Genomic DNA, 11,712 nt, shown 5'->3' with positions numbered 1-11,712 from the left:
GTTGGCTACGGGTAGGGGCACACCGAGAAAGTGAGTGAACGAGCAGGTATGAACATGGCCGACCAGACCATCTCCACCGCGTTGCCGCCCAAGGTGGCCATCGTGTATGGCTCTCCCTCCGACGCGCAGACGATGAGCAAGGCAGGCGCGACGCTAGAACGTTTCGGAGTCCCCTACGAGCAGGTCTCCCTGTCAGCTCATCGCGCCCCCCACGCCCTCGCCCGGTACGTGGGTGAGCTGCGGGCCCGCGGGATCGCGGTCGCCATCGCCGGTGCCGGCCTCGCCGCCGCCCTGCCCGGCGCGGTCGCCGCGCTCACGACGCTGCCCGTGATCGGCGTCCCGATCTCGGGTGGGGCGCTGGACGGTATGGACGCCCTGCTCGCCATTGCGCAGATGCCGCCCGGCGTCCCCGTTGCCACGGTCGGGCTGAACAACTCCACGAACGCGGCCGTGCTGGCTGCCCAGATCCTCGCGCTGAGCGACCCGGACCTACACCTCCTGCTCACCGCGTTCAAGGACGACTTCGAGAAGGCCGCCGCCGCGGGCCTCGCGGAGATGCTGCCCCCCAGCAGCTGACCGCATGGCGGGCAACCGGACTGATCAACACTGATCAACACTGGACAGCCGCTGTTCAGCCCCGCTGAACAGCACCGAACAGCCCGCTGGGACGGGTCACAGGATGGGCGCGGGAAAGTACCCCGCGGCGTCGGGGTAGCGACGTACTACGTCGTCAACACGGGTATGGAAGTCCGCGACCTGCGCCTGGGCCGCGCCCGTGAAGGCAAGCGGCTCGGCCAGCACCGACGACAGCTCGGCGGCATCCAGCCCCAGCCGCTCGTCGCTGGCGAGCCGCTTCATCAAATCGTTGTGGTCAGCTCCCTTCTCCCGCATCGCGAGGGCGACCGCGACCGCATGCTCACGGATGACCTCGTGGGCGGTCTCCCGCCCGGCCCCACGGCGCACCGCCGCCATCAGGACCTTGGTCGTGGCCAGGAACGGCAGGTTGCGGTCCAGCTCCCGGGCGATCACCGCCGGGTAGGCCCCGAAGTCGTCGAGGACGGTGAGGAACGTCTCGTAGAGCCCGTCCGCGGCGAAGAAGGCGCCTGGAAGAGCCACCCTGCGCACGACCGAACAGGACACATCCCCCTCGTTCCACTGGTTCCCGGCAAGCTCACCGGTCATGGCCGTGAACCCGCGCAGCACCACAGCCAGGCCACTGACTCGCTCGCACGAACGCGTGTTCATCTTGTGCGGCATCGCCGACGAGCCCACCTGGCCGGCGGCGAAACCCTCGGTAACCAGTTCATGGCCGGCCATCAGCCGGATGGTCACCGCGAGACTCGCTGGCGCCGCCACCGCCTGTGCCAACGCGCTGAGGACGTCGAAGTCGAGCGACCGCGGGTAGACCTGCCCGACGTTGACCAGCACCCGTCCGAAGCCGAGGAAATCCGCGATCCGCCGCTCCAGCTCGGCAAGTTTCGCCGGATCCGCGGCAAGCAGGTCGAGCATGTCCTGCCCGGTCCCGACCGGGCCCTTCATCCCACGCAGCGGATAGCGGGCGAGCAGCTCCTCGACCCGCTCGAAGGCGACGAGCAGCTCCTGCCCGGCCGACGCGAAGCGTTTGCCGAGCGTGGTGGCCTGCGCGGGGACGTTGTGGCTGCGGCCGGTCAGCACCAGTGTGTCGTATTCGGCGGCCAAGCGCCCGAGGCGGGCCAGCGCCGCGACCATGCGTCTCTGGATCACCAACAACGAGCCGCGTACCTGGAGCTGTTCGACGTTCTCGGTAAGATCCCGCGATGTCATGCCCTTGTGTATGTGCTCATGGCCGGCAAGAGCGTTGAACTCCTCGATCCGGGCCTTGACGTCATGCCGGCGGATCCGCTCCCGCCGCGCGATCGAATCGAGATCGACCTCGGGGAGCACCCGCTCATAGTCTTCGATCACCCCCGCGGGGACGTCGAGGCCCAGGTCCCGCTGGGCGCGCAACACCGCCAGCCACAACCTGCGTTCCTGGACAACCTTGTTCGCCGGTGACCACAGGTCGGTCAGCTCAGCCGAGGCATAGCGGGTCGCCAGGACGTCAGGGATCACATACTCGGTCGCCATACAGGCCATCGTGCCCCACTCCGGGCCCGGATCCCCAGCGCCGGATCCCCGCCGCCGGATCTCTGAGCAACCGGATCTTTCAAGGTCCGCATGGTCAGGATTCGTACGGTCAGTCAGTGGATGAGGACCTCCAAGATGATCATTAGGAAACCGAGCACCGCGCTGCTGCCCGCATAGCACACCAGGCGCCAGCCAACCAGCTGAGAGGCCCGGCCGGCCACCGTGCTCCAGATCCCGAGCAGGACCACCGACGTCCACAAGGCCGCCTGCTGGGCGCCCTCCACCGTGGCACCCTCCCCGGCGGCGATGGCCAGCACCGCCATCGGCGGCACGGCCGCCTGCACGATCGGCCAGTGCTCAGCCAGTGCCGCGCGGACCTCACCCAGCGACAGTCCCGCGCCCGTACTGAGCCGGCTGCTGATGACGCGCGCGTAGCCGTGCGCGAGCCAGAAGACAACGACGGTCACGGCGACCGTCAGCGCGATCTCGTAGCTCTGGGTCTGCTGCGGATCCTCGGCCGCGACGACGGCCGCGACGAGAATCGTCCCGTAGATGGCGTTTGCGGGGTCGCCGGTCGGCAGGATCAGCCACCGGACGACACCCCGACGCCACGCCGACACCCCGGCAGCGACAGCCGGCCCAGCCACCTCGGTGTGGGCGTCCGCGGATGGCAGCGGCGATTGTCGCTCCGTCACGATCCCCCTTACGACAACGCCCGGGAGCCAGCGGCGCCGGCTGGCCTTACCCAGCCCGTGCCTGGCCCGCCAAGGTCGTTGACTTAGAGCGCCCGAGGACAGGACTGTCCGGCTCGCGGCTCCCCGCGTCCCGCCCGGCCGCGTTGTCGTCAGTCGGCGCCCAGCACCAGGGCGCCTTCCTCCGCCGCCTTGCCGGATCGGGCGCGGATGAGCCGCTCACTGATCGAACGCCCTATCCTCGGGCGCTCTTACCGTTACATCGTCGGACGCGGACAGCGAATCCGCACGTCGGGACATGTGCATCGGAGCACGCCGCGGCCTGGCCGCACCGCCGCCACCCGTACCACCTGTGCCGCCCGCTGCCGGCTGCCCGCTGCCCGCTGCCCGCTGCCCGCGATTGCCTACCGGCGCTCGATACGACCGGCGGGGCTCGATACGGTCTGGGTATGCCGCTGACGCACGAGGAGTTCGCCGGGCTCACCCACCTCGGATCCGGCAAGGTACGGGAAATATTCGCTGTCGGCGACGATGCGGTCCTGCTTGTCGCCAGCGACCGGATCTCCGCCTTCGACGTCGTGCTGCCGACTGACATCCCCGACAAGGGCGCCGTTCTCACCGGGCTGTCCCTATGGTGGTTCGACCAGCTCGCCGACATCGTGCCGTCCCATGTGATCAGCGCGAACGTGGACGAGTACCCCGATGAGCTGTCGCCCTATGCCGAACAGCTACGCGGCCGGTCGATGCTGTGCCGGCGGCTGTCCATGGTGCCGATCGAGTGCGTGGCCCGCGGATACCTGACCGGCAGCGGACTCAACGACTACCAGCGCACCGGCGCGGTCAGCGGCCACGCCCTGCCGGCCGCGCTCCTCGACGGCAGCAGGCTGCCGGCACCGATCTACACACCGTCGACGAAAGCCCCGGTCGGCGAGCACGACGAGAACATCAGCCGGGCGGACGCGGCCGCCCGCGTCGGCACCCAGCTCGCCGCCGAGGTGGAGAGACTCACGTTGGCAATCTTCGAACGCGCCACCGGCCTCGCTGCCGAGCGCGGCATCATTCTCGCCGATACCAAGTTCGAGTTCGGTCATGACACCGACAACGTGCTACGGCTGGCCGACGAGGTGCTGACCCCGGACTCGTCCAGATTCTGGCCGGTCGACAAGTGGCAGCCCGGCCGCCCCCAGCCGTCCTTCGACAAGCAGTTCGTCCGTGACTATCTGATCTCCAGTGGCTGGGACCGCTCCGCGCCCGGCCCCGAACTTCCCGACCAGATCGTCGAGGCCACCCGCGCCCGTTATGTGGAGGCGTACGAACGCCTGACAGGTATGTCCTTCGCCGACTACATCGCCGCGGCATAGGCTGACGCGCGGTGGTCCGGTGCCGGTGGGTTCGGCCGCGTGGTCACGCCGGATGCTCGTCTGTCCGTACCGGACCCGGTGCGCGGCCAGCGCCGGTTCTTTCACTGTCGCGGCCAGCCGCCCGTGTCCGTGCTCGTGCCCGTGCTCGTGTCGTGTCCGTGTCCGTGTCCGTGTTTTCCGGGCTTCCGGTCAACTGCGGGCGGATGTCCGTCAGGCCGGGACAAGCCAAGGCCGGGCCACTGCCGTCGCCATTAGTTGATCTTCTTATAGAAGCTCTTTCTGTTCGCCCCGGCATGAAGATGGACATGAGTGCGATGTGCGGTGGGCAACAGTTGAGCGCGGGCGATTGCGGGCGCGTTACGCTGACCGCCGACGTCCGGTACCCCCACGAGGACTGGAACGACACTGATGGCCAAAGCTGGAACCACGACTTCGGCGCGCCCCCGACCCTCCGGCGGCGGAGAGCCCGCGCTGGCACACAGCCGAGCAGATCTTGAGGGACTGCTGCATTCATTACCTTTAGTGCCCAACCAAACGCGTGCGGTCGTAATGACGATGGGGGCATTGCACGCCGGGCACAGCGAACTGATCCGGGCCGCTCGCGCACGCGCCGATCAACTGATCGTAACGATCTTTGTCAACCCGCTCCAGTTCGGCCCGCGGGAGGATCTCTCGCGCTACCCCCGGACGCTCGACGCCGACCTGGAAATATGCGCCCGCGAGGGAGTGGACATAATCTTCGCGCCGGCGATCGTGCACGAGGCCCCACCGGCGGTCCGGGTCTGCGCCGGCCCACTCGGCGATCTGCTGGAAGGCGCGAGCCGTCCCGGTCATTTCGACGGTGTTCTCACAATCGTCGCGACACTGCTGCACCTCACCCGCCCGCAGCTGGCCTTCTTCGGCAAGAAGGACGCCCAGCAGCTCGTCCTTGTCCGCCGTATGGTGCGAGACCTCGCCTTCCCGACCGAAGTCGTCGGGGTGTCAACCGTCCGGGCACCGGATGGGCTGGCCCTGTCCAGCCGCAACGCCTACCTGACGACCCATCAGCACCAGGCCGCACTCGCGCTGTCGCGGGCGCTGGCCGTGGGGGTGAGCGTCGCGGACGAAGGCGCTGACGTGGTGCTCGAGGCCGCCGGGAACGTCCTTGCGTCCGAACCCGGCATTGACGTTGACTACCTCACTCTCGCCAGTCCCGACGACCTGACACCGGTACGCACCGGCCAGGCGCTGCTGCTGGTGGCGGCTCGTGTCGGCACCACCCGACTGATCGACAACATTGAGCTCACGCTGCCCGAGGAGGCCGGCTGACCGTGTTCCGGACCATGCTCAAATCAAAGATCCATCGAGCCACGGTCACTCAGGCCGACCTGCACTATGTTGGCTCGGTAACGATTGATGCCGGCCTGCTGGAGGATGCGGATCTGCTCCCCGGCGAGCAGGTCACAATCGTTGACATCGACAACGGTGCCCGGCTGGAGACCTATGCGATCGCCGGCCCGCGGGGCAGCGGGGTCATCGGGATCAACGGCGCCGCGGCCAGGCTCGTCCATCCCGGCGATCTGGTGATCATATTGTCGTACGCGGTCATGACCGATACGGACGCCCGCCGGTTCGCTCCACGGGTGCTCTTCGTGGATGCCGCCAACCGGGTCGTCGCCCACGGGGACGACCCGGCGCAGGCAATCCCGGACGACCCGTCGAGCCTGCGCGGGGACATCGTCGGCCAGCACGCCGCCCAGAGCGCCGCGATCCAGCCGGCGGGACGGCTGGCGTCAGCCGGCCAGGCATCGGCCAACCACCGGATCCGTACGTGACGGTCCTGCCATGCCGGCTCGGCGCGCCCCGGCCGGGGTGGACCCGCGAAACCGACATCGTCGTGATCGGGTCCGGGATCGCCGGGCTGACCGCCGTGCTGCACGCCCGCACGGCCGTGCCCGGCGGTCGGGTGCTACTGGTCACCAAGGCGCGCCTCGACGAGGGCTCGACCAGGTGGGCACAGGGCGGCATTGCCGCGGCGCTCGCTCCTGAGGACTCCCCCGACGATCACCTGACTGACACCCTGGTCGCCGGAGTCGGGCTGTGTGACGTCGATGCCGTCCGGATCCTGGTCACCGAAGGCCCGGCCCGGGTTCGGGAGCTCGCCGACCTCGGTGCCGCGTTCGACCGCGACAGCTCCACCGGTGGGTTCGCGTTGACCCGGGAAGGCGGCCACCTGCGCAACCGAGTTGTGCACGCCGGCGGGGACGCCACCGGCCTGGAGGTCGAGCGGGCACTGATCGCGGCGCTGCGCGCGGACCCGGGTGTCGAGGTGATCGAACACGCGCTCGTCCTCGACCTGCTGTTGGACGCGGACGGCAACGCCGCCGGAGTGACCCTGCACGTCCTCGGTGAGGGGACGGCAGACGGCGTGGGCGCCGTAACCGCCCGCGCGGTGATCCTCGCGACCGGCGGGATGGGACAGGTATTCGCTTCGACCACGAATCCGCCGGTCTCGACGGGGGACGGCGTGGCGCTGGCCCTGCGGGCCGGGGCAATCGTCACCGACCTGGAGTTCGTCCAGTTCCACCCGACCGCGCTGTGGCTGGCCGGACCCGGCGCCGCCGGTACGGCCCACAACCGAGGCGACCTCGTGCCCGGCCAGCAGCCCCTGGTCAGCGAGGCCATGCGCGGCGAGGGCGCCCGGCTGGTGGACGCCGCCGGCACCGCTGTCATGGCAGGTGTCCACCCGCTGATGGATCTCGCCCCACGCGACGTCGTGGCGAAACAGATGTCGCGCGTCATGGCGGCCCAGGGCGTCGATCATCTCTACCTGGACGCCCGCGGGCTGGGCGGCTCCACGCTGCTGCGCCGCTTCCCGACGATCACCGCCCGCTGCCGGGCCGCCGGGGTGGACCCGGTCAGCGCCCCGATTCCGGTCGCTCCGGCCGCGCACTATGCCAGCGGTGGTGTCCGGACGGACAGTTGGGGCCGCACCAGCGTCCCCGGTCTCTATGCCTGCGGCGAGGTCGCGTGCACAGGCGTGCACGGCGCGAACCGGCTGGCCTCCAACAGCCTGCTGGAAGGGCTGGTTTTCGCCGCCCGGATCGCCACCGACCTCGCCCGGGGGCTGCCGGCACCGGCGCGGCCCGAGGACCCGGTGGTGGGACGCGGCTCGGCCGGGCTTACCGGCCCCGCAACCCGCGCCAGCCTGGCCCGGGCGATGGCCGACGGCGCGGGGGTGCTGCGCAGCGCGGACAGCCTGCGCAGGAGCGCCAGAACGCTCACCGCCCTCGGGATGCCACGGGCTGGCGGGAACACGGTCACAGCCGGGCCGGACGCCTGGGAGACGACGAATCTGCGGACGGTCGCCACCGTGCTGGTCGCTGCCGCGGCGATGCGTCACGAGACGCGAGGCTCCCACTGGCGGGAGGATTTCCCCGACACCGATGATGGTGCGTGGCGTGGCCACATCCTCACCCGCCTGGATGCGGAGGGTGAGCTATCAGTGACATACGAGGCGTTGGATATTTCGGATATGTCAAACGCCGCGGGTGGCCCGCGCGTCCCGGACGCGAGCGCCGCCACGGGGCGGGCGTCGGACGCCGCCTGATGCCGCCATCACCGCCGCTGCCACCCCCAGCGTCGCTGCCCACGCCGGCCGGCGGCGAGCCGTCGCCGAGCGTGTCACCACTGTCAGCGGCAACCCGGGGCAGGCTGCTAGCCGCCGGTCTCGACCCGGAAGCGGTCATCGGGCTCGTCCGCCGGGCCCTTGTTGAAGATCTTGCCGACGGCCCGGCGGGACCGGTGGACGCGACGTCGGTCGCGACCGTGACGCCGGGGCTGCACGGCCGGGCCGCGATCGTCTCACGTGCGCCCGGGATCGTCGCCGGCCTCTCAGTGGCGGCCGCGGTGTTCGAGCTGGTTCTGGCCGAAGAGTACGGGCTACGGTATGACACGGCTGATGCCGAGCAGGCGCCGCGGTCTGTCGCCGAGCCTGTCGGGGAGCTGAACACAAAGATCATTTTTTCGGACGGCGACCGGGTGAACCCCGGTGACACCGTCCTGACCGTGGCCGGCCCGGTACTCGCGCTGCTCACCGCGGAGCGCAGCGCGCTGAACCTGATATGTCACCTGTCCGGGATCGCGACCGCGACCCGCCGCTGGGTAGACGCGGTCAACGGCACCGGCGCATTGATCCGCGACACCCGCAAGACCCTGCCAGGGCTACGTGCTCTGGAGAAGTACGCGGTACGTTGCGGCGGCGGGGTCAACCACCGGATGTCGCTGGCGGACGCCGCGCTCGTGAAGGACAACCATCTGATCGCCGCGGGCGGAGTGCTGGCGGCCTTCACCGCCGTGCGCACCCGTTTCCCCGGTCTGCCGATCGAGGTGGAATGCGACACACCGGCCCAGGTAATCGAGGCTGTGGCAGCTGGTGCGGATCTGATTCTCTGCGACAACATGGCCCCGGAGGAGTTACGTGAATCGGTCGCGATCGCGCACCCAGCCGGGGTGCGGGTGGAGGCCAGCGGAGGGCTGACGCTACGGGTCGCGCGGGCGGTCGCCGAGACCGGTGTCGACTTCCTGGCGGTGGGCGCGCTGACCCACTCCGCACCCGCGCTGGATCTCGGTCTCGATCTGAGTCTTGAACCGAGCCCGGATTCTGGTGGCCAGCCCGGTCGCGCCACGGAGACGGAGACGGACTGATGCTGCTCGCGATCGACATCGGCAACACCAACACCGTTCTAGGCGTCTTCGACAACGACGAGCTCATCGATTCCTGGCGGATACGTACCGACCCGCACGCCACGGCGGACGAACTGTCACTGCTGTTCCGCGGGCTGCTGCGGGGCTACAACGTCAACGGGGTATCGGTCTGCTCCACGGTGCCGGCGGCGTTACGAGAGATCCGCCGCATGCTGGTACGGACGTTTGACGGGATCCCCGCGGTCGTGGTAGAGCCCGGCACCCGCACCGGAGTGCCGATCCTCATCGACAACCCCAAGGAAGCCGGCGCCGACCGCATCATGAACACCCTCGCCGCACACCACCTGTACGGGGGGCCGGCGATCGTTGTCGACTTCGGGACGTCCACGAATCTGGATGTCGTCTCCAGCCGGGGTGAGTTCCTCGGTGGCGCCCTCGCTCCCGGCATCGAGATCGCCCTTGACGCGCTTGCGTCGCGGGCCGCGCAGCTACGGAAGGTCGAGCTCACACCGCCGCGGTCAGTGATCGGGAAAAGTACGGTGGAGGCGCTGCAGTCAGGAATGATCTATGGTGTGGTCGGGCAGGTGGACGGCCTGGTACGGCGCATCATCAACGAGCTGGACACAGCGCCCGTGGTTATCGCGACCGGCGGGCTCGCCTCGTTGATCATTGCTGAAAGCGAGACGCTGGCGTATCACGAACCGCATCTCACCCTTATCGGGCTGCGCCTGGTCTTCGCCAAGAACACGTAGACGGGTTTTCGGCCCTCAGGCCAGGACCCCGCCAGACCGCCAGCGCCTGCGGACCTCACCCGCTGGTACGGGCCTCCCACGTCTGCCGGGTGATGGCGTAAACGTTGTTGTCCCGCCATGGGCCGATGGCGGACGCCTCACCTTGGAAGGTCATCCCGAGCTTCCGGGCGATCGCGTTCATCCCGGCGTTGTCCCGGTTCGTGAAGGTGACGATCTCGCCCACGGCAAGGGTGGCGAACCCCCAGGCGATCGCGGCACGGCATGCTTCCATACCGAGTCCTTCCCCCCAGCGGTCCCGGCGGATCGACACGGCGACCTCGACCCCGGGCCATCCTGGACCGAAGTAGAGCCCGGCCCGACCGAGGAATTCGCCGGTGCCCTTATCCTCGATGGCCCACATGCCATGGCCGAGCAGCACCCACATACCGATCAGATGGCTGATCAGCCGCTCTGTAGCGTCCCGGTCGAAGGTGCCGTTGAGGTGGCGCATAGTCTCCTCGTCGGCGTTCATCGCCGCGTACGGGTCGATATCACCCGCCCGCCAGCAGCGCAGGATCAGCCGGTCGGTGACCACGGTGGGTACGACGATGACGGTCGGCTTGCCGAGCGGGCCGCTCACGCCGTCAGCTCCGCCCGTGGTGCGGCAGCGAGCCGGTCACGGAAGTCTCTGACCGCAGGTAGCGCGCGATGGTCGGCCAGCATGGTCAGCATCTCCCCGGCGCGGTGGGTCACGGTGTGGGTGGGATGGCCATCGACGACGTCCAGGACCTGGATACCGACCCGGGCAGCCTCTTCCGGCTCTGGGCGTTCCCGGGAGATCAACGCTGCGGACAGGGTGAGCAGAGCATGTCCCCACTCCTCCCGGTTCGCTCGCGGCCCGGCGGCTTCATGCGCGGCTACGGACTGCCGCGCCCATGGCTCCGCCTCCTGGCCGTGCCCGATCGACGCGAGAGTGCCGGCCGTGAACATGCCCGCAGCCGCCTCCCCGAGCGGGAGGTCCCCCAGCCGCTGCGGTCCATCAGCCAGGGAGCGGTGCATCAGCGCCAGTTCGGCCCGGGCCGCCGCCGCGTTGCCGAGGCGTCCGTGGGCGCGTGCCCGGTACGCTGCGTTCCGGGCACGCAGGTACGGCGGATCAGACGGGCACCCGTCGAAGACAGCCACGGCCGCCTCATACCGCTTCCGGTAGTAGGCGATCGACGAGTGCATCCCGGCAACCGACGCGAGCAACACCGTGTCCTGCGTCTGCTCGGCGTACTGTCCGGCGAGCACGGCGAGATGCCGAGCCATGGCGAAGTCACCGAAGTTGAACGCTAGCCGGGAAGCGAAGTAGGACAGCCTTCCGGCCGCCAGACTCAACTGGCGATGTACGGCCAGGCTGCTCCGGCCCTTCAGCGCGGCGTCAACCTGAAGCCAGCGCCGTTCAACCTGGGGAAGAAGCACGGCGTGCGGGGTGACGGCGTAGACCGCGGCGATGCGGTCGATGTCGTCATCAATGTCCACGAGCGTCAGCGGATCAGGGTCGCCGCGCGCGATCTCCCGGGAGGTGTCCGCAGCAAGCGCGGACAGCATGGTGAACGCGCCTGCCCCCAACATCTGCCGCCGGTCCGTGGAACTCACCTCCTGCGGTTCGCCGATGCCGTGTCGCGCCCGGTAGATCCGCGCACGGAGCTGCACCAACTCTCCACCGGCACCCACCGCGGTGTCGATAGCCTCCACAACCACATCGGACGGCAGAAACCGGCCAGCTTCGGCCCGACTGATCCCAGCCCGGTCCAGGTTGGTACGCCGAGCGAGCTCGGCCAGACTGTGCATGCCCGCTTCGAGGCGTAACGCGCGGATACGCCCCGCAAGATGCGCGACCGCAGCCTGATCGTCCACCCGTGCCCCTCCTGCCCAGCATGACGACACGTGCGTGAGGCATGCGTGAGGCGTGAGGCGTGAGGCGTGCGTCAACGGCGTCTCACGCGATCACAACTAGCCACCCGTCACGCACCGTCATGAAATGTACCGTGTCAGCACGATAACCAGCTGACCACCTAGCCGATACGCACATGGGGGATCATGAGCGACGGCAGACCGCCTGCGCCTGCGGGCCTCACCCGTCGGTACGGGCCT

11 protein-coding genes are annotated in these 11,712 nt (G+C 69.1%); 7 read left to right on the top strand and 4 right to left on the bottom strand.

Translation table 11 applies throughout. The annotated features are described in order from the left end of the window. The first annotated feature begins 54 nt into the window (after positions 1-54). Positions 55-576, top strand: a complete 522-nt coding sequence (gene purE / locus MJ785_RS08460) for a 5-(carboxyamino)imidazole ribonucleotide mutase (RefSeq protein WP_239380339.1) — start codon at positions 55-57, stop codon at positions 574-576. Between the two features lie 96 nt (positions 577-672). On the opposite strand, the gene purB is transcribed toward purE, so the two are convergent. Continuing rightward, positions 673-2,115, bottom strand: coding sequence for an adenylosuccinate lyase (gene purB / locus MJ785_RS08455; RefSeq protein WP_370651591.1), 1,443 nt, complete (start codon positions 2,113-2,115; stop codon positions 673-675). Positions 2,116-2,219: 104 nt separating this feature from the next. Further along, positions 2,220-2,801, bottom strand: a complete 582-nt coding sequence (locus MJ785_RS08450) for a hypothetical protein (protein ID WP_239380338.1) — start codon at positions 2,799-2,801, stop codon at positions 2,220-2,222. Positions 2,802-3,247: 446 nt separating this feature from the next. Between MJ785_RS08450 and MJ785_RS08445 the strand changes: the two genes are divergently transcribed. From MJ785_RS08445 to MJ785_RS08420, 6 genes are all read left to right on the top strand, one after another. Then, on the top strand, positions 3,248-4,159 hold the full coding sequence (locus MJ785_RS08445) for a phosphoribosylaminoimidazolesuccinocarboxamide synthase (RefSeq protein ID WP_239348224.1): 912 nt from the start codon (positions 3,248-3,250) through the stop codon (positions 4,157-4,159). 408 nt (positions 4,160-4,567) lie between these two features. After that, a complete protein-coding gene (gene panC, locus MJ785_RS08440) occupies positions 4,568-5,467 on the top strand; it encodes a pantoate--beta-alanine ligase (RefSeq protein WP_239310195.1) in 900 nt (299 codons plus the stop codon). A gap of 2 nt (positions 5,468-5,469) precedes the next feature. Beyond that, positions 5,470-5,973 carry an aspartate 1-decarboxylase gene (gene panD, locus MJ785_RS08435; protein ID WP_239310194.1) on the top strand — a complete coding sequence of 168 codons (504 nt, stop codon included), beginning with the start codon at positions 5,470-5,472 and terminating at the stop codon, positions 5,971-5,973. Further along, positions 5,970-7,748, top strand: a complete 1,779-nt coding sequence (locus tag MJ785_RS08430; RefSeq protein ID WP_239310193.1) for an L-aspartate oxidase — start codon at positions 5,970-5,972, stop codon at positions 7,746-7,748. Before panD ends, MJ785_RS08430 begins: the two co-directional genes overlap by 4 nt. Then, positions 7,748-8,845 carry a carboxylating nicotinate-nucleotide diphosphorylase gene (nadC, locus tag MJ785_RS08425; RefSeq protein WP_239380337.1) on the top strand — a complete coding sequence of 366 codons (1,098 nt, stop codon included), beginning with the start codon at positions 7,748-7,750 and terminating at the stop codon, positions 8,843-8,845. The genes MJ785_RS08430 and nadC overlap by 1 nt, the downstream gene beginning before the upstream one ends. Beyond that, positions 8,845-9,597 carry a type III pantothenate kinase gene (locus tag MJ785_RS08420; protein WP_239310191.1) on the top strand — a complete coding sequence of 251 codons (753 nt, stop codon included), beginning with the start codon at positions 8,845-8,847 and terminating at the stop codon, positions 9,595-9,597. The genes nadC and MJ785_RS08420 overlap by 1 nt, the downstream gene beginning before the upstream one ends. Before the next feature lie 55 nt (positions 9,598-9,652). Here the strand turns inward: MJ785_RS08420 and MJ785_RS08415 are convergent, their stop codons facing one another. After that, positions 9,653-10,216, bottom strand: coding sequence for a GNAT family N-acetyltransferase (locus MJ785_RS08415; protein ID WP_239348227.1), 564 nt, complete (start codon positions 10,214-10,216; stop codon positions 9,653-9,655). Further along, complete coding sequence (locus MJ785_RS08410; RefSeq protein ID WP_239310189.1) at positions 10,213-11,475, bottom strand: helix-turn-helix transcriptional regulator; 1,263 nt, start codon at positions 11,473-11,475, stop codon at positions 10,213-10,215. The genes MJ785_RS08415 and MJ785_RS08410 overlap by 4 nt, the downstream gene beginning before the upstream one ends. Positions 11,476-11,712: the final 237 nt, after the last annotated feature.

The organism is Protofrankia sp. CiT1, from assembly GCF_917627335.1.
Taxonomy (GTDB): Bacteria; Actinomycetota; Actinomycetes; order Frankiales; family Frankiaceae; genus Protofrankia.
Note: the sequence above shows the minus strand (reverse complement) of the source record. Positions and strands in the feature narration are given on the sequence as shown.

What these genes read in the sequence shown, in the direction of transcription:
- purE (WP_239380339.1), top strand. Translation starts at nt 55, where the DNA reads ATGGCCGACCAGACCATCTCCACCGCGTTGCCGCCCAAGGTGGCCATC.
- purB (WP_370651591.1), bottom strand. Translation starts at nt 2,115, where the DNA reads ATGGCCTGTATGGCGACCGAGTATGTGATCCCTGACGTCCTGGCGACC.
- MJ785_RS08445 (WP_239348224.1), top strand. Translation starts at nt 3,248, where the DNA reads ATGCCGCTGACGCACGAGGAGTTCGCCGGGCTCACCCACCTCGGATCC.
- panC (WP_239310195.1), top strand. Translation starts at nt 4,568, where the DNA reads ATGGCCAAAGCTGGAACCACGACTTCGGCGCGCCCCCGACCCTCCGGC.
- nadC (WP_239380337.1), top strand. Translation starts at nt 7,748, where the DNA reads ATGCCGCCATCACCGCCGCTGCCACCCCCAGCGTCGCTGCCCACGCCG.
- MJ785_RS08420 (WP_239310191.1), top strand. Translation starts at nt 8,845, where the DNA reads ATGCTGCTCGCGATCGACATCGGCAACACCAACACCGTTCTAGGCGTC.